The sequence below is a fragment of the Aquamicrobium zhengzhouense genome, from assembly GCF_016124105.1.
GTDB classification, from domain to species: Bacteria; Pseudomonadota; Alphaproteobacteria; order Rhizobiales; family Rhizobiaceae; genus Aerobium; species Aerobium zhengzhouense.
This window is the reverse complement of record NZ_JADGMQ010000011.1, coordinates 86,516-112,184: the sequence shown is the minus strand read 5'-3', so window position 1 is coordinate 112,184 and position 25,669 is coordinate 86,516. Positions and strand designations below refer to the sequence as shown.

Sequence of the window (25,669 nt, the reverse complement as noted above, 5' to 3'; positions counted from 1 at the left end):
CGAGATGCATACAAGAATGTCCAGATTTGACACCACCGGGGCGATCGACTGCGACGTCCATCCTCCATCACCGCGTCGCGACGACCTCTATCCCTATCTTGACGACTACTGGAAAGAGATCGTCGTCACGCGAGAGGTCGACATCCTCGAGTTGAACGCTTTTCCAGAGCGTACGCTTCCCTATATGCGCCCGGACTGGAAGACGAGCGGCGACCCGCTAGAGGCGATGCAGCGGAACCTGCTTGACCCGCTGAAGCTGGATCACGCCATCCTCAACGTGGTGTCAGGTGCACACGCACTATTTGATCCTTATCTTTCTGCCGCGATCTGCCGCGCCACCAATGACTGGCTGATCGACAAATGGCTGGATCGCGATCCGCGCCTGCGCGCGTCGATGCTGGTCCCGTTCCAGAACGTCGAAGCGGCGGTTGAAGAGATCGAGCGTCTGGCGGGTGACAAGCGCTTCGTGCAGATCCTGACGCTGTCGGCGACAGAGCTGCCGCTCGGACGCAGAGTGTATTGGCCGATCTACGAAGCGGCAGAAAAGCACGGGCTTCAGCTTGGCATCCATGCGGGGTCGAACTATCGCAACTCGCCAAGCCACAGCGGTTTCCATTCCTTCCTGATTGAGGATCACATCGCGCATACGCAGGGCTTTGCGACCCAGATCGCAAGCCTGATCTCGGAAGGTGTCTTCACCAAATATCCGGGTCTCAAGGCGATCGCGATCGAGTCGGGTGTCACCTGGGTTCCACCTTTGATGTGGCGCATGTCGAAAGACTGGCGTGGCGCGCGTATTGAAGTTCCGTGGGTCAAGGATGCACCGGCAGAAATCATCCGACGCCATGTTCGTGTCACCTCGCAGCCGTTCGATGGACCAGACGATCCGGCGGACGTCGCCAAGGCGCTCGACCATATGCTGAGCGACGATATGCTGCTGTTCTCCTCGGATTATCCGCATTGGAATTTCGAGGGTCTCGACGTGTTGCCGGAGGGCTTCCCCGAAGCCGCGGTAAGCAAGCTTCTTCGCGATAACGTTCTTGCCACCTATCCCAGACTTGGAGGCTGACCATGGAAACGTCCGTACTCGAACGCACTGACGACAAGGCGGAAACGCTTGGCGTCGTCGATTGTGACGTTCACCCGGCATTCAGCCGGCCCGACCAGCTCAGCGATTATCTGCCGGAGCGCTGGAAGCAGCATATCCGCGAATACGCCATCCGGACCGCGAACCCGCTCCTGGGGACCTTGCCCTATCCGCGGCTGACGCCGGGCAATGGCATGCGTCGCGATTCCTGGCCGCCGGCGGGTGGACCGCCTGCCTCCGACCTCGACTTTTTGCGCGAACAGCTTCTTGAGCAGTGCAATATCGACTATGGCATCCTGCAGCCGCTGGCAGCGGGCAGCGTCGCGTTCAACATGGAGCTCGGTGCCGCGCTATGCAGCGCGCTCAACGACTGGCAGATTGACAAGTTCGCCGGTCCAGAACCGCGCCTGCGCGCCTCAATCTGCATTCCGCAGGAAGATGCCAAGGACGCGGTGGCCGAGATCGACAAGCGCGTCACCGACCGCCGTTTCGTCCAGATCGCAATGCCGCCGCGTACCATCGAACCGGCAGGTCGTCGCCGCTACTGGCCGATTTATGAAGCAGCCGAGCATTATGGGCTGCCGATCGGTCTCCACACCAGCGCTTTCGGCTACCGGCCGAACACGCCTTCCGGCTGGTCGTCCTTCTATCTTGAAGAACATTTCGCCGCGTCGAACAGCCTTCAGACGGTCATGAGCAGCATGATCATGGAGGGTGTGTTTGAGCAGTTCCCGAAGCTCAAGATTGTGCTCGTCGAAGGCGGTTTTTCGTGGCTCCCGTCGCTGTTCTGGCGCATGGATCGCGAATGGAAACGCATGCGCAGCGAGGTTCCGCACGTCAAACGCAAGCCGTCGGAATATGCGGCTGAGAACTTCTGGTACACCACCCAGCCGATTGAAGAGCCGGAGAAGAACACGCACCTGCTCGACATCCTGCGCTGGATCGGTCCGGATCGCCTGATGTTCTCGACCGATTACCCGCATTGGGACTTCGACGATCCGCGTTATGCCTTCAAGGTTCCGCTCACCCCGGCCGAGAAGAGCGCGATCTTCCGTGACAATGCGATCAAGCTGTTCGGGCTCGAGAAATGAGCGCCGTGCAGATGACCGCAACCGGGCGACCAAAGCGCGAGCCTGCGCGCCACGTTGTAGCGCGTGTGGATGAGATTGCCGAAGGCAAGTCGAAGCTGGTTCATGTTGAGGGTCGCGACATTGCGATCTTCAACGTCAAGGGTGAGTTCCTCGCAATTGCCAATCGATGCCCGCATGAAGGTGCCGATCTTTGCAAGGGCAACGTCGTCCCGCTGATCGAGTCGGACGATCCGGGCGTCGTCAAGCTCAGCCGGCACGGCGAGCTGGTGCGCTGCCCTTGGCATGGCTGGGAGTTTGACCTGCGCACTGGAAAGTCATGGTGCGACCCGGCCCGTACCCGCGTGAAGAGCTTTGATGTGGCGGTCGAACAGGGCAAGCGGCTTGTTGAGGGGCCGTATCAGACAGAGGTCTACAAGATCTCGGTTGATGAGGAATATGTCGTGCTTGAGCTTTAGCTTGGGCGCGCATGATCGGGACCAGACCGGGCTGCCTTGCGGCCCGGTCTATCTATCCAAGCGCAGTCTCGGCGCAAGTTGATCCGGATTTAAGTAAAACTTTACCTTGCGGGCGGTTTGATGGTGGCGAAGAAATTGTCTTCGGAACCATTCACAATGCTGAGGCATTTCGCACTGCAACTACGGAATGGATAAATGACCCAGACTAACGCAATGACCAGCGGCAAGGGGGGGTTGCCTGAGATGATCCGTAGGGAGCTTGGTGCGGATGTAAACCGCCGTTTCCTTGCCCGATATCAGGATTTCAGGCCATCGGCAGATACGCCGGATAATATACGCAACTTGCTTGCGCGTCTGGATCTCGCGGAGATCGCAGCCCGGAATAACCGCGATTAACTCACAAAAGAGCGATGGCTGACCGGGTACACCTCGATGCGTCCGGTCGCCAGAATTGATCAGGCTGCGTTTGCAGCCGAAGGTGCAACAACTGCCGGACGGGCAGGGCGCATAGGTGCCTTACGCTTCGGCGCAGGCAGAAGACCTTCACGCTGAGCCTGCTTGCGGGCCAGCTTACGGGCGCGACGAACGGCTTCAGCCTTTTCGCGGACACGCTTTTCCGACGGCTTCTCATAAGAGCGACGTGCCTTCATTTCGCGGAAGACACCTTCACGCTGCAACTTCTTCTTCAGCGCGCGCAGCGCCTGATCAACATTGTTATCTCGTACGATGACCTGCAAAATCAAATCCTGACAAGTACGGGTTCGCCCGGCATGTTCATCTGACATGGAGGACATGGATAGGACCGCACATCTGCGGACCAGTGAATGACGCCTGGTCATGAGAATGAAGTCGGAGCGAAAATAGAGGTTCGGTCCCGACGGCGTCGTGGATAATGTGGATATAAACCCGCTGGCTAAGGATGCAACCCTTGAAGCGGCAAAACCTCAGTTTAACGGCACCCTGCGCCAGGAAAATCCGGCATTTTCCGTCTCAGCACGCTCGGCCGGCTGATAATAGCGCCCAAGGCTCGGAGCTCTGCCTTGGGTCAACCGCTGGAGTGCGGTCTCGTTGCGGATCTCGAACTCGGAAAAGCCGCTGCGCAGCATCAATTCCAGCTGATCAAGGAGGACGTCGCCCGAGGCGCGCACGATCCCGCCATATCGATACCGGCTGCGCAGAAGCTGCGCCTTCGAATAGCTTCGGCCGTCGGTAAAAGCGGGAAAGCCGAGAGAGATCAGGGGCAGCGAGGAAAGATGGGTCACTATCGCGTCAAGTTGATCGCCTGGCTCCAAATGAACACTGAGTCGGCCCGCATTTGCGGCCCGGACCTCTTCATCAAGCGCAAGATACGTTTCCAGCGGCAAGATCACGCCGCGATTGCCGGCAAGTGCGTCTACGCCCTCTGCCCGGATCCACAGATCGTCGGTGAAACCATGTTCGGTCCAAAGACGCCGTGACGTCTCCGCTGCATCGCTCATCTGTTCCTGTCCCGAAAGTTTTTTGCGGCCAGGGAGTTGCTCAAGCCGCCTAGATGGATCCCGCATTCTGTCTTTGCCTGTCCCGCCCAGCGTCCGGCGCGCGGATCCTCGCCCGGTTGCGACGGTCGGGTGCAGGGGAAACAGCCGATTGAGCGATAGCCGAAAGCAACCAGGGGATTTTCCCGCAGACCATGTCGCTGCGCATAGTCGGCCAGCATGTCGGCATCCCAATGGGCGAGCGGATTGACGCGAAGCCGGGTTTCGACGATTTCGAAGACCGGCATTGATGCGCGCGTTCCCGCCTGAAACCGCTTGCGCCCGGTGAACCAGGCGCTGTACGGCGCAACGCCGCGGGCCATCGGCTCTACCTTGCGCACGGCGCAGCAGGCCTCGACGTCAACCTTGTGAAGAGTTCCGTCAGGATCGGCCAGCGCCAGTCGTTGATCGTCGGGTCTGACGATGTGGACGTTGGTGAGACCAAGATCGGCGACGAGTTCGTCACGATAGCGGAGAGTTTCCTCGAAATGCTTGCCTGTATCGAGGAAAACCACCGGAAGGCTGCGATCGATCTGGGCGATCATATGCAGCAACACTGCGGAATTTGCTCCGAAAGACGACACGGTCGCGACCTGGCCTTCCGCGAACATTTCCAGCGTCGCGGTGATGATTTCCTGTGGCGTTCCCGCTCCGAGCCTCTCATCCAAATTCGACGCGGTGGCCGGAAGGTCAGGCAGCCTTTGCGTCAGCACCATAAAGGGCCTCCTTGAATGGCGCTGCGCCGAGGCGGCGATAGGCCTGCAGAAAGGTCTCTTCAGGGCTCTCGCGCCACGAAATGTAGGTTTCGACGATCGTCTCGATTGCTGGTCCGATCTCCTCCGCGCTGAAGCCGCGTCCGACGATTTCGCCGATGGAGGTGTTTTCATCCGCCGACCCGCCGAGCGTGACCTGATAAAGCTCTGAACCCTTCTTCTCGACACCCAATATGCCGATATGGCCGACATGGTGGTGCCCGCATGCATTGATGCAACCGGAGATCTTGAGCTTGAGTTCGCCGACCGCTTCCTGGCGCTCAAGCGAGGCAAAACGGTGCGAGATGTCCTGTGCCACCGAGATTGAGCGGGCTGTTGCCAGCGCGCAATAATCGAGGCCGGGGCAAGAGATGATGTCGGTAATGAGCCCCGCATTGGCTGCGTGAAGGTCGAACTCAACCAGCCGATCATAAACAGCCTTCAGGTCTGCGCGTGCCACATGTGGCAGGATCAGGTTCTGCTCGTGGCTGACGCGGATCTCGTTGGCACCATATTCTTCGGCAATTTGTGCGATGGCATCCATCTGCTCGGCGGTTGCGTCGCCGGGTGCCTCTCCGGTGCCTTTGAGGGCGATGGTGATGGCGGCATATTCCGGATTGCGGTGTGTGGTGACGTTCCGTCTCAGCCAGGCACCAAAATTTCGATCATCGGCCTGTGCCTCGCGCAAGAGCGCATCGCCATCGGGTCGCGAGGGCAGATTGGGCGGGGCGAAATAGGCTTTGATGGCCTGGACGTCTGCATCGGGCAGTGTCAGTTCACCATCCTTGAGCGCCTCGAATTCCTTCTCAATCCAACCCGTCAGCTCTTCGGTCCCGGTTTCGTGGACGAGGATCTTGATGCGTGCCTTGTACTTGTTGTCGCGACGCCCGTAGAGGTTATAAACACGCAAGATCGCAGTCGCATACGCCAGAAGATGCTGCTCCGGAAGGAAGTCGCGGATCTTCTTGGCGATCATCGGCGTGCGGCCCTGACCGCCCCCTACATAGACGGCAAAGCCCAGTTCCCCTGCGGCGCTACGCTTGAGGTGGAGGCCGATGTCGTGCGTCTGGATTGCCGCCCGGTCGCGCTCCGCCCCTGTCACCGCGATCTTGAACTTGCGCGGCAGATAGGAAAACTCCGGATGCACGGAGGACCATTGCCGCAAAATCTCGGCATAAGGGCGCGGGTCGGCAATTTCATCGGCGGCTGCGCCGGCAAAATGGTCGGCGGTCACGTTGCGGATGCAGTTTCCTGACGTCTGCAAGGCATGCATCTCGACGCTGGCCAGTTCATCAAGAATCGCCGGAATGTCCGATAAAGCCGGCCAGTTGAACTGAACGTTCTGGCGTGTGGTGAAGTGGCCATATCCCTTGTCGTAAGTGCGCGCGATATGAGCCAGCATCTTAAGTTGGGTGCTGTTGAGAGTGCCGTAGGGGATGGCGACGCGAAGCATGTAGGCGTGCAGCTGGAGATAGACGCCGTTCATCAGCCTGAGCGGCTTGAACTGGTCCTCGGTGATTTCGCCCGCGAGGCGACGCTCGACCTGATCGCGAAACTCCGTAACACGTGCTTTTACGAAACCCTGGTCGAACTCGTCATAGCGGTACATGCTGGTCTTCCCGTCGCCTCAGGCTGCTACTGCGATCTGAAGTTCGGCCTGCTTGCCGAGATCGCGTCGGTTGGTCGGGCCAGCGGCACGAATGCGCTCGCGAAGTCGAACGGGGCGCAGGGCACCACTATCCAGTTCGACATCGATCAGAGCGACGTCGACTACTTCGTTCTTGAGGAGTGCGGCCGTGCCGGCGCGAGCGAGCTTTTCTTCGGTGGCTTCATCAAGCGCGACTTCCGCGGCTTGAAGCGTAACGGCCCAGGAATGATCCCCGGCAAGCCACACAGCTTCACCATTGGTCAGACGGTTGGCGGTCAGAACTTTCATCGCATCGTCCTTTCAAGTCGTGTTTCAGTGTTGGTGCGCTGAGTAAGCGGCGTCGAATGGCGAAAGTCAGCGCCTGCGACCGCATCCCCTATGATCGTCATGACGGGTCCGGCGAGATCTTCGCGGTCCTGGAGGCCAGCCAGATCGGCGAGCGAGCCATGGAAAAGCCGACGGTTCGGCAGGCTGGAGTTTTCCACAATGGCGACGGCCGTGTCTGGCGAAAGTCCTGCGGCTGCAAGATTGCGAGAAACCTCGGCTGCGTTGGAGCGGCCCATATAGACAGCAACCGTAGCGCCCTCGATCGCGAGCTTGGCCCAATCGGGGAGGGCAGCACCTTTAAGGTCATGTCCGGTGGTGAAGACGAGCGACGATGAAACGCCGCGCAATGTCAGCGGCAGGTTGAAATCCGCAGCTGCAGAAAATGCAGCGGTGACGCCGGGGACGATCTCGTAAGATATCCCTGCCTCCCGCAAGGCGGCCATTTCCTCGCCGGCGCGGCCAAAAACCAGCGGGTCGCCAGATTTGAGGCGCACGACCCGCTTGCCCTGGCGGCCAAGTGCAACGAGCAGCGCGTTGATCTCGCATTGGCTTTTTGAATGGCAGCCCTTTCGCTTCCCCGCGAAGACACGTTCCGCATCGCGCCTTCCAAGTGAGACCACGGCCTCCGGCACCAGCGCGTCATGCACGATGACGTCGGCTTCCATCAAAAGGCGATGGGCCCGAAGCGTGATGAGGTCCGCCGACCCAGGACCCGCGCCGACCAGAGCGACATGCCCAGTCATGGGCCTACCCGCCAGCAGCTGCTCGGTCGCAGCGTTGGCAGCATCGAAGTCTGCAGCTGCGACGGCGCGCGCCGGCGCGCCTTCGAAGAACGACGTCCAGAAGTCGCGGCGCGCAGCACCTTTGGGTACCAGCCGCTCGACAGCATCACGCCAGGAAGCGGCCAGACGCGCCAGCGCGCCGAGGGCGGGCGGGAGGATGCGATCGATGCGCGAGCGGATAATCTGAGAAAGAACGGGACCTGCGCCTTCGGTGCCAATGGCAATCGCCACCGGTGCACGGTTGATGAGGGCGGGGGTGAGGAAGTCGCAGAGTGCGGGACGATCGACCGCGTTGGCGGAGATCTTCTGCGCGCGTGCGTCAGCGATGATTTCCGCATCAAGTTCGGCGCTGCCGGTTGCGGCAAAGACCAGAACGGCATCGGCCAGATGTGCAGGCCGGTATGCTTCGCATATTAGTTCTGCGCCATTCTCGGCTACCCAGGCATGCAAATCAGCGGCAGGTTTTTCGGCCACAATGCGGATCAACGCTGAGCTCTGACCGATAAGTCGGGCCTTCGCGAGCGCTTCATCGCCTTCGCCGATGATCACCACAATTTTTCCCTCGACCCGAAGGAAGATCGGGAAGGTATTGAGCCGTTCAGTTTCCGGCAGGGATTGGGAAGGGCGAGTACGCATGAGGAAAATACTCGCCCTTGGGCAAGATTTTCTGAAGGTATCGCCTCGCGCAACTTCCTGATTGGGGAAATCGCTTTTCTTAAATTGAGCCCCGCGACGGAAAAGGAGTGCCGGCGCTTATGAAAAACGACTGCGGAACATCCATTGGCTTGGCAGCGTTGGTCTCAGGAGTTTTCAAGCACAAAGGAGCCGATCATGTCCGAAATTCGCCTGGATCACGACGCGTGGGTTGTTGTCGCCGACGGAGAAAAAGCGCTGTTCCTGCGCAACGAGGGCGATGTGCGACATCCGAATTTGCAGGTCTTCCGCGAGATGGCAGAAGACAATCCGCCGACGCGTGAGCAGGGAGTTGATCAGCCCGGGCGCTTCAATTCAGGCGCGAGCCCACACCGCAGCGCGCTGGAAGAAACGGACTGGCAGCGTATCGGCAAGGAGCGGTTCGCCAAGCATGTTGTCGAGCGGCTCTACAAATCCGCTCACCGCGGCGACTTCGACAAGATCGTCATCGTTGCGCCACCATTGGTGCTCGGCGAGATGCGCAAGGAAATGCACAAGGCGGTGGCAGACAGGGTCATCGGAGAAGTCCCGAAAACCCTGACCAATCACACCATCGAGGATATAGAGAAGCTTCTGACCGAGGATTGATCGTCAGACGTGCTGGCCGCCATTGATGTGGATCTCGGAGCCGGTCACGTAAGAGGCTTGCTGAGAGCACAGGAAGTAGATGATGTCCGCAACTTCGCTGGTTCCGCCGAGCCGGCGAAGCGGGATCGTCTCGACGATCTTCTCCGTGCCGGGTGACAGGATGGATGTGTCGATTTCTCCAGGCGCGATGGCGTTGACGCGGATGCCATGCGGGCCAAAGTCTGCAGCCATCTCTCGTGTCAGCGAGCCGAGCGCGGCTTTCGAGGTCGCGTAGGCGGTTCCAGCAAATGGATGCACGCGTCCGCCGGCAATCGATGAAACGTTCACCACCGAGCCCTTGGCGGCAGCGAGTTCGCGAAACAGACCGCGCGCCAGCATGATCGGGGCAAAGAAGTTCACCTGAAAGACGTCGCGCCAGACATGCATCGGCGTCTCGATGGAGTTCATTCGCTTGCCACCCTCCAGCTTGGGCGAAATGGCGGCGTTGTTGACCAGCGCATCGAGCGCGCCACCATCGGCGATCAGCCGGTGACGGATCTCCGCAACGGCGGCGCCTACATCTTCCGGATCGGACAGATCCACCTTGATGTGGTCCTCCGGCCCGGACGGCCACGGGCAATTTTCGGCGAAGGGCTGGCGTGAGCAGGTGATCACGCGCCAACCCTCATGCGAGAAACGCTTGACGGTAGCGTGGCCGATCCCCCGGCTTGCGCCTGTCAGAACCAACGTTTTCCTGCGTGTATCTTCAGCCATCTATACGTTCTCCCGCCACGCTATGTAGCCGAGGCTGGGATGGAAGGCGAGAGCGGCAAAAGGTCAGTTGCCAACGATGATGTCCATGATCGACCCGACGCGCCCACCTTGTGCAGCCGGCTCGCCAACATTTCCAGGTGGCACCGGACGGGCAACTCCGCCGGTCTGTGTGGCGGTGTCCCGTTGAGGTGAACCGGAATTTCCGGTCTGCCTGAGAATGCCTTCTATGTCGTTTAGGACCCTGCCGCTCCAGCTTCCCGGCAATTGCGCGACCGGGACGCCTTCATGTGCTGCGGTCATGAATTCGTGCCACGTCTCCGCTGGAAGCTGGCCGCCGGTCAGCCCCTTGGTCGCGCTGCCGTCATCATTGCCCATCCAGACGCCAGTGGTCAGGTTGGCGGTGTAGCCGACGAACCAGGCATCACGGGAATTTTGCGAAGTTCCGGTCTTGCCCGCTGCCGGCCAGCCGAAGGCGGCACGGCGCGCCGTGCCTTCGCGCACCGCGCCAGCCATCATGGAATTCATCATGCCGATGATTTCGGCACGCGCGACACGCGGGCCAGTGGATGGTCTGTGCTGATACAGCACTTCGCCCTTGGCGGTGGTGACCCGGCGTACGAAATGTAACTCCGGTCTGAACCCGCCATTGGCGAAGGGGACGAAAGCTGCGGTTAGCTCAAGCGGGGTCACTTCCGAGGTCCCAAGCCCAAGCGACAGATTGGGCTCGAGATCCGACTGGATGCCCATGCGCCATGCGGCCTCGACAATCGCCGCGGGGCCGACCTGCTGGGTTAGTTGAACGGCAACCGAATTGACCGAGCGCGCAAGGGCAGTCGAAAGCGGGATCTGGCCATAATATTTGTCGTTGTAGTTTCTTGGCGCCCATTTGCCGATCTTGACGGGCGCGTCATTGACGATCGTGTCGGGGAAATACCCGCTTTCCAGCGCAGCCATATAGACGAACGGTTTGAACGCCGAGCCCGGCTGGCGGCGCGCTTCCGAGGCCCGGTCGAACTGGCTGGTCGCGTAGTCATAGCCACCGACCATCGCCCGCACGGCGCCGCTGGCATCGATTGAGACGAGAGCGCCCTGGCTGACATTGTGCTTCTTGCCATTCTTGTCGATCACATTGCGGATCGCGCTCTCGGCATAGGTCTGCAGGACCAGGTCGACCGTGGTCTCCACGATGAGGTCGTTGCGCACCTCACCGATCAATTGCGGCAGCTCTTCCATGATGCGGTCCGCAACGTAGTGCTCGGAACCGGTCCAGAAGGCTGGCGCGCGCACCGCAGGAGCCTTGAGGGCGAGTGCAAGCTCCGCCTCGCCGATCATGTTTTCCTCGCGCATGGCGGCCAGAACGAGACGCGCTCTGTTTTCCGCCGCCTTGGGATCGCGGGCAGGGGAAAGTCTTGAAGGTGCCTTGAGAAGACCCGCGAGAAGCGCAGCTTCCGAGAGCGAGACATCGCGTGCGGATTTACCGAAATAGCGCCGCGATGCCGCTTCAACACCATAAGAGCCTGAACCGAAATAGACGCGGTTCAGATACATCTCCATGATCTGGTCTTTGGTGTAGGTTCGCTCCAGCCAGAAGGCCATCAGCACTTCCTGCACCTTGCGTTCGATGGTCCGCTCGGGCTTGAGGAAGAGGTTCTTCGCCAGCTGCTGGGTCAGTGTCGAGCCGCCCTGGCTGACGCGGCGATCGACAATGTTCGAGATAACAGCGCGGCCAAGACCGATCGGGTCGACGCCGAAGTGCGAATAAAAACGCCGGTCCTCGATGGCCATCACCGCCTGCGGGATGAAAGGCGACATTTCGTGAAGGCCAACCGCCTCGCCACCGGTCATGCCACGATTGGCGACAAGTTGACCGTTCATGTCGATGATGCGCACGTTTGGCGGACGGTCCGGGATGGACCAGGTGGTTGCGGCCGGCATTTTCGCGCCGATATAGGCAACGATGCCGATCCCCGCGATCCCGGCCCAGAGGCACAGTACCATAGACCAATAGACCGCCCCGCGCACAAATCCGAAAAAGCCACGACGCTTTTGGTTCCGGCGGCCCTTGCGTGGCGCGCTGCCAGGCTTTCTCTCACGAGACTTGGCACCTGTCTTGGTCTTGGGCTTGCGAGTTGCCGGCACCACGCGGTCTTCTTCACTTACGAAGAAGCCGTCTCGCGGCTGTTCGGAACTGAACGCGTCGAAGCGCGGCTCGATTCGTGCAGGTTTTTTACGGTTGGCCATCCGCCCCGGTATCCAATTGCGACCCACGAGTCGGTCGCAATGCAGCTTAATGAGGGCGTTTTAAAGGGTGGTTAAGCTTACATTTGCATACATTGTTCGACGTTTGTTGACAGACTGTTGACTAAACGTAACCGATCTGAGTAAAACCCGAATTCTCAGGCAACGAACCTCGCTGATCCCTTAGGAGTGGCGGGGTTCATTGCTTTTTGGGATGGGAGTTCAGTCGGCGGGCGTGATCTTCAAAACCGCCCCGTTGTCCTCGTCGGTCGCCACATAGATCGCCCCATCGGGGCCGTGCTCGACATCGCGGATCCGAAGGCTCAGATCCTCAAGCATACGCTCCTCATGCGTGACCTTTTCCCCATCGAGTTCCAGTCGCACCAGAGCTGTGGAGGCGAGGCCGCCCACAAAAAGGTTGCCCTGCCAATCGGGGAAGGCATCACCGTCATAGAAGATCATCCCGGAGGGCGCGATCACCGGCGTCCATTGATAAATCGGATCCACCATGCCGGGCGCAGATGTGATTCCGTCGCCAATGGTCAGGCCGATATATTCACGCCCGAAGGTAACGACCGGCCAGCCATAATTTTCACCCGGCCTGATGATGTTGAGCTCATCGCCGCCCCGCGGTCCGTGCTCGATCGCCCAAAGTTCCCCCGTTTGAGGATGGAGCGCCGCAGCCTGGGAATTGCGGATGCCATAGGCGTAGATTTCAGGGAGCGCATCGTCGCGGCCAACGAACGGGTTGTCTTCGGGCACACTGCCATCCGGAAGAATTCGCGCGATGGTGCCGAGATGGGTCGTCAGATCCTGGGCGTGGCCGCGAAATTGTCGCGCGCTGCGCTCACCCATCGTGATGAACAGGTGCCCATCATTGTCGAACACCAGTCGCGAACCGTAGTGGGCCTTGCTGTCCACCTTGGGTTTCTGTGAGAAGATGACCTCGAGATTTTCGAGCGCCGTGCGATCCTCGTTCAAACGGCCGCGTGCGACGGCGGTGCTGTTTCCGCCATCTCCCGCTTCCGCAAAGCTCATATAGATAAGCCGATTTTCCGCGAAGTCCGGATCGAGCGCGACATCCAGGAGTCCACCTTGTCCACGCGCATCCACTTCGGGCGTTCCGGAGATCGGCTCTGAAACCTCGCCTTCCGAAGAGACGATCCGCAGGCGGCCGGGTCGTTCCGTCACGAGCATGTCCCCGTCCGGCAAGAACGCCATTGCCCAAGGATGTTCCAGGCCTTCGGCAAGGGTGGTGACCCGTATGGAGCCATTTTCCGTGTCGAAGGTGACCTCCTTGGCGGAGGCAGCACCTCCTGCCAGGATCATCGCTAGAGAAACACCGGCCTTGAGAATGGATCGACGCATCAGACTTCCTTTCATGCGGGTAACGCTCATCTAGCCTAAGCCCGCATTCTGGCTTCCGATCCGCCTTTCACGCAATGTTTATCCCGGCGCGTGATGCACTTCGGCCAAGGCATCCTCGATTGAGGGGAAGAACTCGACGAGCGGATGGTGCACGCCATTGGCGACCAGCATCCGCCGGATCTGCGGCGAGGCGCCGGTAATCAGGATGCGAACTTCAGCCTTGTGGGCCTTGCGAGCCGCCCCTTCCACGACATTTGCAGCTGTGGAATCGATCATCGGCGCGTTGCTGAAGTCGATTATGAAGTTCTTGCGCTGATCGGCGATCCTGTCGAGCACAGAGCTGACCATCGAGGCTGTGCCGAAGAAAAACGCGCCGGAAATCCGGTAGATCACCGTCTCAGGGTCGTCGGCATCATGCGGATCATAGGGCTTCTTGCGTCTATTGGCGCTGTCGGGCTGGTCGGCATCGATAGAAATTGCCGTAGACATGCGATGAATGAACAGCAGCGCGCCAAGGACAAAACCGACGACGATACCCTCGGTCAGGTCGCGGAAGACCACCAGCAAGAAGGTCACCCCAAGAACGACGGCGTCGCCCCATGACGACGACACCAGCGCCTTGATTGCTTCGCGTTCGATCATGTTGATGGAAACCACCACCAGAACCCCGGCGAGGGCTGCAAGCGGGATATGTGCCGCTAGGGGCGCTGCAATCAGCATGAAGCCAAGCAGGAAAGCGGCGTGCAGGATGCCGGAGACCGGCCCATGCGCACCGGCGCGGACATTGGTTGCGGTGCGGGCGATGGTCCCGGTAACCGGCACACCGCCGAACATCGCCGACCCCATATTGGCGACGCCCTGCGCCACCAGTTCGCAATTGGAGCGGTGGCGTCTGCCACTCATTCCATCCGCGACAACCGCCGAAAGAAGTGACTCGATGGCACCGAGCAGTGCAAACGCAATCGCATCCGGCAGCACCGCCTGCATCTTCGCGATGGAGAATTCCGGAAGGTGAGGGGCCGGCAGCGTGCGGGGGATCCCGCCAAAGCGGGAGCCGATCGTTTCGACGCCAAGGCCGAACAGCGGAACGGCGACCGATGTCGCGACAACGGCGATCAGCAGGCCCGGCCAGCTTGGTTTCCAACGACGCAATCCAAGGATGATCCCAATCGTGGCGATCGCAATGCCGACGGCTGCGGGCGTGACGGTATTTGCAGCGCTGACCAGCGCCTGCATCTTGGGAAGGAACTCGGCGGGTTCCGGCCCCGAAAGCGTCAGGCCGAACAGGTCGCGCAACTGGCTCGACAGGATGATGATGCCAATTCCGGCAGTGAAGCCGATGGTCACCGGGTAGGGGATGAATTTGATGAATGTGCCAAGTCGCAGGAAGCCGATGGCGAGCATGATGACGCCGGCCATGAAGGTTGCGAGCAGCATTCCATCAAGGCCATGGCGTTGAACGCTGGCTGCGATCAGGACGATGAATGCCCCCGCCGGGCCGCCGATCTGAAAGCGGCTTCCGCCAAGAAGTGAGACCAGAAAGCCGCCGACGATCGCGGTGTAGAGCCCCCGGTCCGGCGAAACGCCCGAGGCGATGGCAATCGCCATCGACAGAGGCAGTGCCACGATTGCGACGGTGAGGCCGGAGATGGCGTCGGCGCGCAAATTCGTCAGCCCATACCCCTCGCGAAGCACCGTCACGAGTTTCGGGGTGAACAGGTCGCGAAAGCTCGCGGCAGGTGCGAGATGTGCTGCGCGACTGTCATGCTTCATTTTAAGGAAGGCTCCCTCAATCTAACGCCGCGGCCGGCGGCTTCGCTGGTCTGGTTTTCGCCGATCAGAACGATTCCCGCGCGTTCGAGCGCATCAATCACCTTCATCAGCGTGTCGACATTGGCACGCACCACGCCGTCGCTGGCCTCCATGCGCTGGATGGTCGGCAAGGAGACGCCAGCCATTTCCGCCAGTGCCTTCTGGTCGATCTGCGCCAGCGCGCGGGCCGCTCGCATTTGGGTGGAAGTGATCAAAACAAACGTCCTGAACCTCGTTTATGATGTTCTAAACATAAGAATGAGCGTTCTGAATGTAAAGTGGCCCGACTGCTCTGCGGTCGCGTTGGAAACGGAACCGAAACGAATTGACGTTACGTAATGGCATGCCTATCGAGATGCGCCCCAGCCAGTCGCTGCGGCTCTGGCAGCAGGTGATGCTGGCGGAGGTGAGGGATGATTTCTACGATCTGACCACAAGGCAGATGGCGATCCTCCTCACCATCTATCTCGATCCACCGCCGCACACGGTCCGCGCGCTGGCTGAAAAACTCAATGTGAGCAAAGCTGTGATCACGCGCGCTCTGGACACGATGGGAGCAATGAAGCTTGTTTCGCGACACCGTGACGAGAAAGACAAGCGCAACGTTCTGATTCGTCGTACCGTCGAAGGGGCGCTTTATGTTGAGCGCATCGGCGACGTCATCATCGACAAGGCTTCGGAGCTGCCAATTTGACCAATATGGACCGACGGCTGAACGCGTACAGGCCTGATCTTGCGGACATCCGCCTAAAGGGAAAGGTGGAAGCAGCGCGATATGTCGAGGGGCGTGAAATGCAGGTAATCGCACCCGTTCTCGACGTGAGGAGCGCCCCGCGCAGCGATGCCGGACAGGACACCCAGCTTCTCTTTGGCGAGCGCGTGACGGTATTCGAAGAAGCTGAAGGTTACGCCTGGCTGAAGGCTGAGCGCGATGGCTATGTCGGCTATGCGTTGGGCTCCTGGCTCAGCGCTGAGCCAGACGATGCCACCCACGTCATTGCCGTCCCGCGCACCTTCTCCTATCGCGAAGCCGACATGAAGACGGCGGCCAAGACTGCCTATTCGCTCGGAAGCCGTCTTAAGGTGGTGGGGACCGCCGAGACGCGCGGTCTAAGCTACGCGCTTCTGGCTTCTGGCGAAGCTCTCGTTGCCTCGCATCTGCGCCCGATCGGTGACACCGTGTCGGATTATGTTTCTGTGGCGGAAACACTTGAACACACGCCCTATCTCTGGGGCGGCGCCAGCGCCTTCGGCATTGATTGCTCCGGCCTGGTCCAGCTTTCGATGCGCATGTCGGGTCAAACCGTCCTGCGCGACACGGACATGCAGGCAACAACCATCGGCAAGCCGCTCGCAATCGGCACCGACCTTGCTGGTCTGCAACGCGGCGACCTCGTCTTCTGGAAAGGCCACGTCGCGATCATGGTCGATGCGGAAACGATTATTCACGCCAACGGCCACACGATGACAGTCGCCAGGGAACCCCTGCGGCAGGCCGTCGACCGCATTGCCTACATCTACGAAAGACCGACAGGGTTTCGCCGGCCCTAACTTCCCGCCGCCCCCTCCGTCGCTTTGCGCCACCTCCTCCATGGATGGGGGAGGATCCCCTTGAGATGTAGCGCTCGACGCTCTGATCCTCCCCTGTTCAGGGGGAGGGGGACCACCGCAGGTGGTGGAGGGGGCGCTTGAGCACCGCATCCCTACAACGAAAAATCCCTCCCCGGTTGCCCGGAGAGGGATCGTTTTGGATCGCTTTTCGCGAAGTGGCTTAGGCAGCCAGGCCGCGCAGGACGTACTGCAGGATGCCGCCGCTCTTGTAGTAGTCGAGCTCGTCCAGCGTATCGATGCGGCACAGGACCGGCACTTCAAGCACGTTGCCATCAGCGTAGGTGACCTTGGCCACCATCTTCTGACGCGGCTTGATGTCCTCGATGCCTTCGATCTCGACCGTCTCGTCGCCCTTGAGGCCGAGCGATGCCCAGCTCGTGCCCTCTTCGAGGGTGAACGGGATGACGCCCATGCCGACGAGATTGGAGCGGTGGATACGCTCGAAGGACTGCGCGATCACGGCGCGAACGCCGAGAAGGTTGGTGCCCTTGGCAGCCCAGTCACGTGAGGAGCCGTTGCCGTACTCGACGCCAGCGAAGATGACCAGCGGAACGTCCTCGGCCTTGTAACGCATCGCTGCGTCGTAGATCGAAAGCTCTTCCTTGGACGGGTAGTGGATGGTGTAGCCACCTTCCTTGCCGTTTTCGCCCAGCATGTGGTTGCGGATGCGGATGTTGGCGAAGGTGCCGCGCATCATCACTTCGTGGTTGCCACGACGCGTGCCGTACTGGTTGAAGTCGACGACAGCAACGCCATTGTCGGTGAGGTACTTGCCCGCCGGCGATGCAGCCTTGATCGAACCGGCCGGGGAAATGTGGTCGGTGGTGATCTTGTCGCCGAAGAGCCCGAGGATGCGTGCGCCCTTGATCGGAGCGACTGCAGATGCCTGCGAGCTCATGCCCACGAAGTAAGGCGGGTTCTGCACGTAGGTCGACTTGTCGTCCCACGCATAGGTCTCGCCTGCCGGAGCCTGAACAGCCTGCCAGTTCTCGTCGCCCTTGAAGACGTCAGCGTACTTGCTCGCGAAGATTTCGCGGGTGACGTACTGCTCGATGAACTCGTTGATCTCCTGTGCCGTCGGCCAGATGTCCTTCAGGTACACCGGCTGACCGTCTGCACCTTCGCCGAGCGGCTCGGTGGTCAGATCCTTGGTGACGGTGCCTGCAAGCGCATAGGCAACGACGAGCGGCGGCGAAGCAAGGTAGTTGGCCTGGACGTCCGGAGACACGCGGCCCTCGAAGTTGCGGTTGCCCGAGAGGACGGCCGCAGCGATGAGACCCTTCTCGTTGATCGTCTTCGAGATCGGAGCCGGGAGCGGACCGGAGTTGCCGATGCAGGTGGTGCAGCCGAAGCCGACGAGGTTGAAGCCGATCTGGTCGAGTTCCTTCTGAAGGCCGGCCTTCTCGAGGTACTCGGCAACGACCTGTGAACCAGGTGCGAGCGAGGTTTTGACCCATGGCTTCTGCTTCAGGCCAAGGCGGTTGGCATTGCGCGCCACAAGGCCGGCAGCGATCAGAACCGAGGGGTTCGACGTGTTGGTGCACGAGGTGATCGCAGCAATGGCAACGTCGCCATGCCCAAGGTCGAACGCTTCGCCCTCGACAGCGTAACGCTTTGCGAGGTCGACGGTCTTCTTGTACTCCGCTTCAAGCGCAACGGCGAAGTTCTTGGCGATGTCGTCTAGCGGAGCGCGGCCTTCCGGACGCTTCGGGCCAGCCATCGACGGAACGACTGTGCCCATGTCGAGCTCGAGCGTGTCGGTGAAGACCGGGTCTGCGGTGCTTTCGTCGCGCCACATGCCCTGTGCCTTCGAATAGGCTTCGACGAGTGCAATGCGCTCGTCCGAACGGCTCGACGTGGTCAGGTAGCGGATGGTTTCCTTGTCGACCGGGAAGAAACCACAGGTTGCACCATATTCCGGGCCCATATTGGCGATGGTCGCGCGGTCAGCCAGCGTCATGTTCGACAGGCCTTCGCCGAAGAACTCGACGAACTTGCCGACAACGCCCTTTTTGCGCAGCATCTGGGTGACGGTGAGCACGAGGTCGGTCGCGGTGACGCCTTCCTTGAGCTTGCCGGTCAGGCGGAAGCCGATGACTTCCGGCAGCAGCATGGAAACCGGCTGGCCGAGCATGGCCGCTTCTGCCTCGATGCCGCCGACGCCCCAGCCGAGAACGCCAAGGCCGTTGATCATGGTGGTGTGCGAGTCGGTGCCGACGCAGGTGTCCGGGTAGGCAACGGTCTCGCCGCTCTCGTCATTGGTCCAGACGACCTGGCCGAGATATTCAAGGTTCACCTGGTGGCAGATGCCGGTGCCGGGCGGAACAACGCGGAAGTTGCGGAACGCCTGCTGGCCCCACTTGAGGAACTTGTAGCGCTCTTCGTTGCGCTCATATTCCAGTTCCACGTTGCGGGCGAAGGACAGCGGTGTACCGAATTCGTCAACGATCACCGAGTGGTCGATGACGAGGTCAACCGGGACCAGCGGGTTGATCTTCTGCGGGTCACCGCCGAGAGCGGCGATGCCGTCACGCATTGCAGCAAGGTCAACAACGGCCGGAACGCCGGTGAAGTCCTGCATCAGAACGCGTGCCGGGCGGTACGCGATTTCGACACCTGCGGTGCCCTTGTCGACCAGCCAGGCGGCAACAGCGGCAATCGCATCCTTGGTGACGGTGCGCCCATCTTCGTTGCGAAGCAGGTTCTCAAGCAGAACCTTCATGGAGAAGGGCAGACGGCTGACGCCATCCAGGCCGTTCTTCTCGGCTTCGATCAGGTTGAAATAGGTATACTCCTTGCTGCCCACGGTAAGCGTGCGGCGGCAATTGAAGCTGTCGAGTGAATTGGACACGTGCGATCCTCAAAAACGTCGTTTGCCGATCGGGTAACGGACGCCTGTGGCATGCTAACACGCGCAAAGGTGCGGGTACGGTCATTTCCGCTGTCCGCTCCCATGCGACCCGGCCGTTCAAGGCGGCGCGCGCGCTGGTTCGGCGCAAATAAGTTTCCGTGCCGACCGCTGGCACGGTTGCCCCGGATATAGAGAAGTTCTTAAAATGATTCCAGTGCGTTTGGGCTGATTTATCCCCTGCGGGGGATTTCGCGAGTTTTTCAAGGAAAGCGGGTCGACGATGCGGCTAATTGCCGAGAAACTGGGCGGAGAGCGCGGTGGGGAGCCGGTTTTCGATGATATCAATTTCCAGGTTGAACCCGGTGAGGGGCTGATCGTCACCGGCGCAAACGGCTCGGGCAAGTCAACGCTCCTGCGAATCGTTGCTGGCCTGCTCCCCGCTTCATCGGGCGCGATTCGCTTCGAGGCAGCCGACGCGGAAGAATTTCCGTCGGTCGCAGCCGCCTCCCACTATCTTGGCCACGGCAATGCCATGAAGACAGCGCTGTCCGTCGAGGAGAACCTGAAATTCTGGCAGGAATTTCATGGCTCGACCCATCTGGGGATCGACGAGGCGATCGAGATGGTGGGCCTGCCTGAGGTGGCAAGCCTTCCCTATGGCTATCTGTCTACGGGTCAAAAACGCCGTATCTCCATTGCCAAGCTTCTTGTCAGCTATCGCCCGATCTGGCTGCTCGATGAACCGACGGCCGGGCTCGACAAGGCTTCCGAAACTCAATTCGCCGCGCTGATGCGCGCGCACCTGGATGATGGCGGCATCATTGTCGCAGCGACCCATATCCCGCTCGGACTGGAAGGTGTGCAGCATCTGACAATGACGGGACAGCGGTAAGCGGGGACCTTCGAGTTTCTTTATCGCAAAGCCATGCTAAAAGCGGCTCTGCGCACTCCACCTTCCAGCCAGCTGATATCAGGCCGCCCATGCTAGCCCTTTTTCTTCGAGATCTTCGCCTTGGCATTCGTGCCGGCGGCGGGGCTCTGGTTGGCGTTCTGTTCTTCCTCGCCGTGGTGGCGGTTGTTCCTTTTGGCGTCGGCCCGGACCTCAACCTTTTGGCCCGGATCGGCCCGGCGATCCTGTGGATCGGTGCATTGCTGGCCTCACTGCTTGGGCTCGATCGCCTGTTTCAGGACGATCGTGAAGATGGCACGCTCGACCTGCTGATCCTTAGCGAAAGCCGGCACATGCTGGCGTTGACGGTGCTGGTGAAGTGTCTGGCGCATTGGGTGGCGGCGGTGCTGCCGCTTGTCATTGCATCGCCTCTGCTCGGCCTCTTTATGAATATGGAGCCGCTTGGGATTGCAGCGACGAGCCTCACCTTATTGGTTGGGACGCCGGCGATTGCCTTCATTGGTGCCGTGGGCGCAGCAGTTGCGGTGGCGCTGCCGCGAGGTGGCCTCCTCGTTTCCGTGCTGGTGCTGCCACTTGCGATCCCCGTCCTGATATTTGGCGTCTCGGCAGCCTATGGTGCGGTGAACGACCCCAACCCGTTTTTGCCGCCCTTCTTGATCCTGTGTGCGCTGACGATGTTCTTTCTGGTGCTCGGCCCGCTTGCGGCGGCCATGGCCCTCAAGGCAGGTGCCGACTGACGAAGCGCGCGAAAAGGTCTCACGAGGGTTTGATCGGCGTCGATTGCGCCCGCGCCAGCTCCAGTTTATCTAGGCGGCCATGAGCGAGACAGCGGCGACATCCAGCAAACTTTGGGATCTGGCAAATCCGACGCGCTTTGTGGCGCTGGTCGACAGGTTCGTGCCGTGGCTGGCACTGCTTTCTGCCATTGTGTTGGCCGCTGGCCTCGGGCTCGCTTTTGCGGCGCCGGAGGACTACCAGCAGGGCATTACCGTTCGCATCATGTACATTCATGTGCCGTTCGCCTGGCTCTCCATGATGTGCTATTCGATCATGGCTCTTTCATCGCTTGGAACGCTGGTCTGGCGTCATCCGCTCGCCGATGTTTCCGTGAAGTCCGCGGCACCAATCGGCGCCGTTTTCACGCTGCTTGCGCTGGCAACTGGGTCGATCTGGGGCAAGCCGATGTGGGGCACCTGGTGGGTGTGGGATGCGCGCCTGACTTCGGTCTTTGTCCTCTTCCTGATGTATCTCGGCATCATTGCGCTGACGCGCGCGCTGGATGATCCGGGCAAGAGTGCTCGTGCCGCCGCGATCGTCACGCTGGTCGGTTTCATCAATATTCCGATCATCAAGTTTTCCGTCGACTGGTGGAACACGCTGCATCAGCCGGCATCGGTGATCCGGTTGGACGGCCCGACAATCCATTCATCGATGCTGTGGCCGCTGCTGATCTGCGCGGTTGGTTTCTCGCTGGTCTTCTTCACGCTCCACCTGATGGCGATGCGCACCGAGATCTGGCGCCGCCGTGTTTCGGCAATGCGCAAGATCGCTGCGCGGGAGGCGGGACGATGAGCGCCCACGCTCTTTATGTATTGTCGGCCTATGGCGTGTCAGCGCTCGCGCTTATTGGGCTTGCGCTTTGGATCATCGCCGACCAGCGGGCGCGTCGGCGCGAACTCGCACAGCTAGAAGCTGCGGGCATTCGGCGCCGTTCAGCAAAGGCAGCCTCATGACCGCTCAAGACGAAGCCCGTCCGCGCCGTCGCTGGCTGCCATTGCTGCCCTTTATCCTGTTCATGGTGCTGGCGGGGATCTTCCTGGTTCAGCTTTTGTCAGGGAAGGACAGTTCAGTCGTTCCCTCGGCGCTGATCGGACAGGAAGCGCCACAGACGCCCTTGCCTGCGCTTGAGGGAATGAATCTTCCGGGTTTCGACCCGGCGGCATTTGCCGGCAAGGTCACGCTGGTCAATGTCTGGGCGTCCTGGTGCGCGCCATGCCGTGTGGAGCATCCGGTTCTGATGCAGCTTGCCAAAGATGGGCGCGTCGAAATTGCCGGGCTGAACTACAAGGACAAGCCGGAGAACGCCCGTCGCTTTCTCAATGAGCTCGGAAACCCCTATTCGATGATCGGCACCGATGATGCCGGACGTGCCGCGATTGAGTGGGGCGTCTATGGTGTGCCCGAGACGTTTCTTGTCGGGAAGGATGGCCGCATTGCCTATAAACATGTCGGGCCATTCACGCCTGAAATCATGACTAGGCAGATCCTGCCCGAGATCGAGAAGGCGCTTGCCGCAGAAGTCGGCAGTTAAGGGGGCAACCCCGGCATCGTGCCTCTCCGATAAAGTCCTTTTCCAACCATTTAGAAATGTGAACGCGCGTTGAACGTGGGGTGGAACATCGCGTCTTTTTGCTCGTTTGGTGGCTCGAGGGAGGCCAAAGGAGAAGAAGATGAAAGCGAAGCTAATCACCTCGGCTGCGGCTCTTGCGATGTTGGCGATGGCGGGTACTGCTCACGCGCAGCAGACGGTGGTCGCTGCATCGGACCTCGATGTGCGTGCGGGACCGGGCGCTGAACATGCTGTTGTCGGCATCATTGCCATCGACAGCCAGGCGACCGTCCTTGGATGCGACCGCGTCAGCGGCTGGTGCGAGGTCGAGGCCGGCACTGTCGCTGGCTGGGTGAATTCCGATTTTCTCGATGAGCTTGGCCCGGACATTTATGTGAATGAAGGGCCGGTGGATGGTGCAGTGGTCTCTGGCAGTATTGACGCTGTGATCGATCCCGCGCCACCGGTCATCAGCTACATCGAATCTAACCGCTATGACCCGGTTGTCATAGAGTCGGAGATCAGCGTCGGTGAGATTTTGCCTGGAGACATCGAGCTCCACGCGATCCCCGATTACGAATATCGCTACGTGTATGTGAACGATCGACCCGTTCTGGTCGAGCCCGACACGCGGCGAATTGTCTACATCGTCCGATAGGCCCCTCAAACTGACGGACGGTGTGGGAGCCGTCGGCTGGTTGCCAGCCGGCGGTTTTCCATTTTTCTTGACTCGCGGCCCGTTTTCCTGTCTACAGCCTTGAAATTCAGCGACGAGTGGAAGCTCTGAGCCGCCGACCGGGACGCTCTTCCAAGGTGAAGATCACGATCCCGGAGGTCAACATCCGGCAGCGCGATGCGCCCCCGGGTGCTTCTTGGCTTTGGGTTTGGCTTCTTGCCGCTGAGGTATTACCTCTCTGGCGAGATTGTTCGGCAGGGAACGGGAAAAGCGGATGTTTGAATCACTTCAGGAACGCCTTGGCTCTATTCTGAACGGCCTTACCGGCCGTGGCGCTCTGTCCGAAGCCGATGTTTCGGCTGCGCTGCGCGAGGTTCGTCGCGCGCTGATCGAGGCTGACGTTGCACTCGAAGTCGTCCGCTCCTTCACCGACAAGGTTCGCGCCAAGGCTGTTGGCGCGGAGGTTCTGAAGTCGATCAAGCCCGGCCAGATGGTCGTCAAGATCGTTCATGATGAACTGGTCGAGATGCTGGGCTCCGAGGGCGAGACGATCGACCTCAATGCGCCGGCTCCCGTCGTCATCATGATGGTTGGTCTCCAGGGTTCGGGTAAGACCACCACCTCCGCAAAGATCGCCAAGCGTCTCACGGATCGTCAGGGCAAGAAAGTCCTGATGGCCTCGCTCGACACCCGCCGCCCGGCCGCGCAGGAACAGCTGCGCCAGCTTGGTGAGCAGACCGGTGTTGCGACGCTGCCAATCATCGCCGGCCAGTCGCCGGTCGATATTGCCGGTCGCTCGGTTCAGGCGGCCAAGCTTGGCGGCTATGATGTCGTCATCCTCGATACCGCCGGCCGCACCCATATCGACGAGCCGCTGATGCTCGAGATGGCCGAGATCAAGAGCGCGTCGAACCCGCACGAGATCCTTCTCGTCGCCGACTCGCTGACTGGTCAGGACGCCGTCAATCTCGCCCGCAATTTCGACGAACGCGTTGGCGTTACCGGGCTCGTGCTTACCCGCATGGACGGCGATGGCCGCGGCGGTGCAGCACTGTCGATGCGTGCCGTCACCGGCAAGCCGGTCAAGCTCATCGGCGTTGGCGAAAAGATGGACGCGCTTGAGGAGTTCCATCCCAAGCGTATCGCCGACCGTATCCTCGGCATGGGCGACATTGTCTCGCTCGTCGAAAAGGCTGCAGAAACCCTCGACGCGGAAAAAGCCGCGGCGATGGCCAAGAAGATGCAGTCGGGCAAGTTCGATCTTGACGATCTCGCCGATCAGCTGCGCCAGATGCAGAAGATGGGCGGCATGGGCGGCATCATGGGCATGATGCCGGGTATGGCGAAGATGAAGGATCAGGTTGCGGCCGCCGGGCTCGACGACAAGATGTTCTCGCGCCAGATCGCCATCATCCAGTCGATGACCAAGGCCGAGCGTGCCAATCCCGACATTCTGAAGCATTCGCGCAAGAAGCGCATCGCTGCCGGATCCGGCACCGATGCCGCGCAGATCAACAAGCTGCTGAAGATGCACCGCCAGATGGCGGACATGATGAAGGCTATGGGCGGCAAGGGCAAAGGCGGCGGGCTTATGCGCGCGGCCATGGGCGGCCTCGCCTCCAAGATGGGCCTTGGCGGCATGATGGGCGGCGGCATGCCTGACCTGTCAAAGATGGATCCGAAGCAGCTCGAAGCATTGCAGAAGCAGGCCGAAGCCGCGGGCCTTGGCGCTGGTTCGCCCAAGGGGCTGCCGGGTGGCTTGCCGGGGCTTCCGGGCGGCGGCCTGCCAGGCTTGCCAGGCGGTTTGAAGCTTCCCGGCCTGCCGGGCGGTATGAAGAAGAAGTGAGGGGGCGATGACTGAGGACACGGCCAAATCGGCACGCGAGCAACTTGCCGAGTACCGCATATCGATCGACAATATCGACGCGGCGCTCGTTCACATGCTTGCAGAGCGTTTCCGCTGCACCAAAGCAGTCGGCGTGCTCAAGGCCAGACACAATCTGCCTCCGGCAGACCCGGCTCGTGAAACAGAGCAGATCGCACGTTTGCGCCAGCTGGCACAGGACGCGCATCTGGATCCTGACTTTGCGGAGAAGTTCCTCAACTTCATCATTCGCGAAGTCATCCGTCACCATGAGGCAATCGCCTCTGAGGCGGAAACCCTTTCCTGAATTCAACGAAATG

General features: G+C 60.5%; 27 protein-coding genes. 15 read left to right on the top strand and 12 right to left on the bottom strand.

The window, feature by feature from the left end; all coding sequences use genetic code 11:
• The first annotated feature begins 16 nt into the window (after positions 1–16).
• From IOD40_RS14720 to IOD40_RS14705, 4 genes are all read left to right on the top strand, one after another.
• Positions 17–1,069: an amidohydrolase family protein gene (locus IOD40_RS14720; protein ID WP_233714008.1), complete on the top strand. Its 1,053-nt coding sequence runs from the start codon at positions 17–19 to the stop codon at positions 1,067–1,069.
• Positions 1,070–1,071: 2 nt separating this feature from the next.
• The gene (locus tag IOD40_RS14715; RefSeq protein ID WP_198477441.1) at positions 1,072–2,178 is read left to right on the top strand and encodes an amidohydrolase family protein; all 1,107 of its coding nucleotides are present in this window, start codon (positions 1,072–1,074) and stop codon (positions 2,176–2,178) included.
• The gene (locus tag IOD40_RS14710; protein ID WP_233714007.1) at positions 2,175–2,633 is read left to right on the top strand and encodes a Rieske (2Fe-2S) protein; all 459 of its coding nucleotides are present in this window, start codon (positions 2,175–2,177) and stop codon (positions 2,631–2,633) included. Before IOD40_RS14715 ends, IOD40_RS14710 begins: the two co-directional genes overlap by 4 nt.
• Positions 2,634–2,828: 195 nt before the next feature.
• Entirely contained in the window at positions 2,829–3,029 is a 201-nt protein-coding gene (locus IOD40_RS14705; protein ID WP_233714006.1) for a hypothetical protein, read from the top strand.
• Between the two features lie 59 nt (positions 3,030–3,088).
• Here IOD40_RS14705 and rpsU read toward each other — a convergent pair whose 3' ends face one another.
• The 6 genes from rpsU to cysG form a co-directional block, all read right to left on the bottom strand.
• Positions 3,089–3,370 (bottom strand): 30S ribosomal protein S21, encoded by a 282-nt coding sequence (gene rpsU / locus IOD40_RS14700; protein ID WP_198477440.1) that lies wholly within the window; start codon positions 3,368–3,370, stop codon positions 3,089–3,091.
• Between the two features lie 207 nt (positions 3,371–3,577).
• Positions 3,578–4,111 carry a DUF934 domain-containing protein gene (locus tag IOD40_RS14695; RefSeq protein WP_198477439.1) on the bottom strand — a complete coding sequence of 178 codons (534 nt, stop codon included), beginning with the start codon at positions 4,109–4,111 and terminating at the stop codon, positions 3,578–3,580.
• Entirely contained in the window at positions 4,108–4,863 is a 756-nt protein-coding gene (locus IOD40_RS14690; RefSeq protein WP_198477438.1) for a phosphoadenylyl-sulfate reductase, read from the bottom strand. Before IOD40_RS14690 ends, IOD40_RS14695 begins: the two co-directional genes overlap by 4 nt.
• The gene (locus IOD40_RS14685; protein ID WP_198477437.1) at positions 4,838–6,508 is read right to left on the bottom strand and encodes a nitrite/sulfite reductase; all 1,671 of its coding nucleotides are present in this window, start codon (positions 6,506–6,508) and stop codon (positions 4,838–4,840) included. Before IOD40_RS14685 ends, IOD40_RS14690 begins: the two co-directional genes overlap by 26 nt.
• Before the next feature lie 18 nt (positions 6,509–6,526).
• Positions 6,527–6,835, bottom strand: a complete 309-nt coding sequence (locus IOD40_RS14680; protein WP_198477436.1) for a DUF2849 domain-containing protein — start codon at positions 6,833–6,835, stop codon at positions 6,527–6,529.
• Positions 6,832–8,292, bottom strand: coding sequence for a siroheme synthase CysG (cysG, locus tag IOD40_RS14675; RefSeq protein WP_233714005.1), 1,461 nt, complete (start codon positions 8,290–8,292; stop codon positions 6,832–6,834). Before cysG ends, IOD40_RS14680 begins: the two co-directional genes overlap by 4 nt.
• A gap of 195 nt (positions 8,293–8,487) precedes the next feature.
• Between cysG and IOD40_RS14670 the strand changes: the two genes are divergently transcribed.
• A complete protein-coding gene (locus IOD40_RS14670; RefSeq protein ID WP_198477435.1) occupies positions 8,488–8,937 on the top strand; it encodes a host attachment family protein in 450 nt (149 codons plus the stop codon).
• Between the two features lie 3 nt (positions 8,938–8,940).
• On the opposite strand, the gene IOD40_RS14665 is transcribed toward IOD40_RS14670, so the two are convergent.
• From IOD40_RS14665 to IOD40_RS14645, 5 genes are all read right to left on the bottom strand, one after another.
• Positions 8,941–9,690 carry an SDR family NAD(P)-dependent oxidoreductase gene (locus IOD40_RS14665; protein WP_198477434.1) on the bottom strand — a complete coding sequence of 250 codons (750 nt, stop codon included), beginning with the start codon at positions 9,688–9,690 and terminating at the stop codon, positions 8,941–8,943.
• A gap of 63 nt (positions 9,691–9,753) precedes the next feature.
• Positions 9,754–11,931: a transglycosylase domain-containing protein gene (locus tag IOD40_RS14660; protein WP_198477433.1), complete on the bottom strand. Its 2,178-nt coding sequence runs from the start codon at positions 11,929–11,931 to the stop codon at positions 9,754–9,756.
• Positions 11,932–12,150: 219 nt separating this feature from the next.
• Complete coding sequence (locus IOD40_RS14655) at positions 12,151–13,296, bottom strand: PQQ-dependent sugar dehydrogenase (RefSeq protein WP_198477432.1); 1,146 nt, start codon at positions 13,294–13,296, stop codon at positions 12,151–12,153.
• A gap of 78 nt (positions 13,297–13,374) precedes the next feature.
• On the bottom strand, positions 13,375–15,069 hold the full coding sequence (locus IOD40_RS14650) for a SulP family inorganic anion transporter (RefSeq protein ID WP_198477431.1): 1,695 nt from the start codon (positions 15,067–15,069) through the stop codon (positions 13,375–13,377).
• Complete coding sequence (locus tag IOD40_RS14645; protein ID WP_198477430.1) at positions 15,066–15,323, bottom strand: helix-turn-helix domain-containing protein; 258 nt, start codon at positions 15,321–15,323, stop codon at positions 15,066–15,068. The genes IOD40_RS14650 and IOD40_RS14645 overlap by 4 nt, the downstream gene beginning before the upstream one ends.
• Positions 15,324–15,451: 128 nt before the next feature.
• Between IOD40_RS14645 and IOD40_RS14640 the strand changes: the two genes are divergently transcribed.
• Positions 15,452–15,802 (top strand): MarR family transcriptional regulator, encoded by a 351-nt coding sequence (locus IOD40_RS14640; protein ID WP_198477471.1) that lies wholly within the window; start codon positions 15,452–15,454, stop codon positions 15,800–15,802.
• A 5-nt stretch (positions 15,803–15,807) separates the two neighbouring features.
• Positions 15,808–16,659 (top strand): C40 family peptidase, encoded by an 852-nt coding sequence (locus IOD40_RS14635; protein ID WP_198477472.1) that lies wholly within the window; start codon positions 15,808–15,810, stop codon positions 16,657–16,659.
• Between the two features lie 220 nt (positions 16,660–16,879).
• Here IOD40_RS14635 and acnA read toward each other — a convergent pair whose 3' ends face one another.
• Positions 16,880–19,570, bottom strand: a complete 2,691-nt coding sequence (acnA, locus tag IOD40_RS14630) for an aconitate hydratase AcnA (protein ID WP_198477429.1) — start codon at positions 19,568–19,570, stop codon at positions 16,880–16,882.
• Positions 19,571–19,850: 280 nt separating this feature from the next.
• Between acnA and ccmA the strand changes: the two genes are divergently transcribed.
• The 8 genes from ccmA (at position 19,851) to IOD40_RS14590 (ending at position 25,656) form a co-directional block, all read left to right on the top strand.
• Positions 19,851–20,462, top strand: coding sequence for a heme ABC exporter ATP-binding protein CcmA (gene ccmA / locus IOD40_RS14625; RefSeq protein ID WP_198477428.1), 612 nt, complete (start codon positions 19,851–19,853; stop codon positions 20,460–20,462).
• A gap of 89 nt (positions 20,463–20,551) precedes the next feature.
• Positions 20,552–21,217 carry a heme exporter protein CcmB gene (ccmB, locus tag IOD40_RS14620; protein WP_198477427.1) on the top strand — a complete coding sequence of 222 codons (666 nt, stop codon included), beginning with the start codon at positions 20,552–20,554 and terminating at the stop codon, positions 21,215–21,217.
• 79 nt (positions 21,218–21,296) lie between these two features.
• Positions 21,297–22,052: a heme ABC transporter permease gene (locus IOD40_RS14615; protein ID WP_198477426.1), complete on the top strand. Its 756-nt coding sequence runs from the start codon at positions 21,297–21,299 to the stop codon at positions 22,050–22,052.
• Positions 22,049–22,213 carry a heme exporter protein CcmD gene (ccmD, locus tag IOD40_RS14610; protein ID WP_198477425.1) on the top strand — a complete coding sequence of 55 codons (165 nt, stop codon included), beginning with the start codon at positions 22,049–22,051 and terminating at the stop codon, positions 22,211–22,213. Before IOD40_RS14615 ends, ccmD begins: the two co-directional genes overlap by 4 nt.
• Complete coding sequence (locus IOD40_RS14605) at positions 22,210–22,791, top strand: DsbE family thiol:disulfide interchange protein (protein ID WP_198477424.1); 582 nt, start codon at positions 22,210–22,212, stop codon at positions 22,789–22,791. Before ccmD ends, IOD40_RS14605 begins: the two co-directional genes overlap by 4 nt.
• 139 nt (positions 22,792–22,930) lie before the next feature.
• Positions 22,931–23,467 (top strand): DUF1236 domain-containing protein, encoded by a 537-nt coding sequence (locus tag IOD40_RS14600; protein ID WP_198477423.1) that lies wholly within the window; start codon positions 22,931–22,933, stop codon positions 23,465–23,467.
• A gap of 292 nt (positions 23,468–23,759) precedes the next feature.
• The gene (gene ffh / locus IOD40_RS14595; protein ID WP_198477422.1) at positions 23,760–25,331 is read left to right on the top strand and encodes a signal recognition particle protein; all 1,572 of its coding nucleotides are present in this window, start codon (positions 23,760–23,762) and stop codon (positions 25,329–25,331) included.
• Positions 25,332–25,338: 7 nt separating this feature from the next.
• Positions 25,339–25,656 carry a chorismate mutase gene (locus IOD40_RS14590; protein WP_198477421.1) on the top strand — a complete coding sequence of 106 codons (318 nt, stop codon included), beginning with the start codon at positions 25,339–25,341 and terminating at the stop codon, positions 25,654–25,656.
• The last annotated feature ends 13 nt before the right edge of the window (positions 25,657–25,669 follow it).

Coding starts and splice junctions, on each gene's coding strand:
- IOD40_RS14720 (WP_233714008.1), top strand. CDS start 17: ATGTCCAGATTTGACACCACCGGGGCGATCGACTGCGACGTCCATCCT.
- IOD40_RS14715 (WP_198477441.1), top strand. CDS start 1,072: ATGGAAACGTCCGTACTCGAACGCACTGACGACAAGGCGGAAACGCTT.
- IOD40_RS14710 (WP_233714007.1), top strand. CDS start 2,175: ATGAGCGCCGTGCAGATGACCGCAACCGGGCGACCAAAGCGCGAGCCT.
- IOD40_RS14705 (WP_233714006.1), top strand. CDS start 2,829: ATGACCCAGACTAACGCAATGACCAGCGGCAAGGGGGGGTTGCCTGAG.
- IOD40_RS14695 (WP_198477439.1), bottom strand. CDS start 4,111: ATGAGCGATGCAGCGGAGACGTCACGGCGTCTTTGGACCGAACATGGT.
- IOD40_RS14690 (WP_198477438.1), bottom strand. CDS start 4,863: ATGGTGCTGACGCAAAGGCTGCCTGACCTTCCGGCCACCGCGTCGAAT.
- IOD40_RS14685 (WP_198477437.1), bottom strand. CDS start 6,508: ATGTACCGCTATGACGAGTTCGACCAGGGTTTCGTAAAAGCACGTGTT.
- IOD40_RS14680 (WP_198477436.1), bottom strand. CDS start 6,835: ATGAAAGTTCTGACCGCCAACCGTCTGACCAATGGTGAAGCTGTGTGG.
- cysG (WP_233714005.1), bottom strand. CDS start 8,292: ATGCGTACTCGCCCTTCCCAATCCCTGCCGGAAACTGAACGGCTCAAT.
- IOD40_RS14670 (WP_198477435.1), top strand. CDS start 8,488: ATGTCCGAAATTCGCCTGGATCACGACGCGTGGGTTGTTGTCGCCGAC.
- IOD40_RS14665 (WP_198477434.1), bottom strand. CDS start 9,690: ATGGCTGAAGATACACGCAGGAAAACGTTGGTTCTGACAGGCGCAAGC.
- IOD40_RS14660 (WP_198477433.1), bottom strand. CDS start 11,931: ATGGCCAACCGTAAAAAACCTGCACGAATCGAGCCGCGCTTCGACGCG.
- IOD40_RS14655 (WP_198477432.1), bottom strand. CDS start 13,296: ATGCGTCGATCCATTCTCAAGGCCGGTGTTTCTCTAGCGATGATCCTG.
- IOD40_RS14650 (WP_198477431.1), bottom strand. CDS start 15,069: ATGAAGCATGACAGTCGCGCAGCACATCTCGCACCTGCCGCGAGCTTT.
- IOD40_RS14640 (WP_198477471.1), top strand. CDS start 15,452: ATGCCTATCGAGATGCGCCCCAGCCAGTCGCTGCGGCTCTGGCAGCAG.
- IOD40_RS14635 (WP_198477472.1), top strand. CDS start 15,808: ATGGACCGACGGCTGAACGCGTACAGGCCTGATCTTGCGGACATCCGC.
- ccmA (WP_198477428.1), top strand. CDS start 19,851: ATGCGGCTAATTGCCGAGAAACTGGGCGGAGAGCGCGGTGGGGAGCCG.
- ccmB (WP_198477427.1), top strand. CDS start 20,552: ATGCTAGCCCTTTTTCTTCGAGATCTTCGCCTTGGCATTCGTGCCGGC.
- IOD40_RS14615 (WP_198477426.1), top strand. CDS start 21,297: ATGAGCGAGACAGCGGCGACATCCAGCAAACTTTGGGATCTGGCAAAT.
- ccmD (WP_198477425.1), top strand. CDS start 22,049: ATGAGCGCCCACGCTCTTTATGTATTGTCGGCCTATGGCGTGTCAGCG.
- IOD40_RS14605 (WP_198477424.1), top strand. CDS start 22,210: ATGACCGCTCAAGACGAAGCCCGTCCGCGCCGTCGCTGGCTGCCATTG.
- IOD40_RS14600 (WP_198477423.1), top strand. CDS start 22,931: ATGAAAGCGAAGCTAATCACCTCGGCTGCGGCTCTTGCGATGTTGGCG.
- ffh (WP_198477422.1), top strand. CDS start 23,760: ATGTTTGAATCACTTCAGGAACGCCTTGGCTCTATTCTGAACGGCCTT.
- IOD40_RS14590 (WP_198477421.1), top strand. CDS start 25,339: ATGACTGAGGACACGGCCAAATCGGCACGCGAGCAACTTGCCGAGTAC.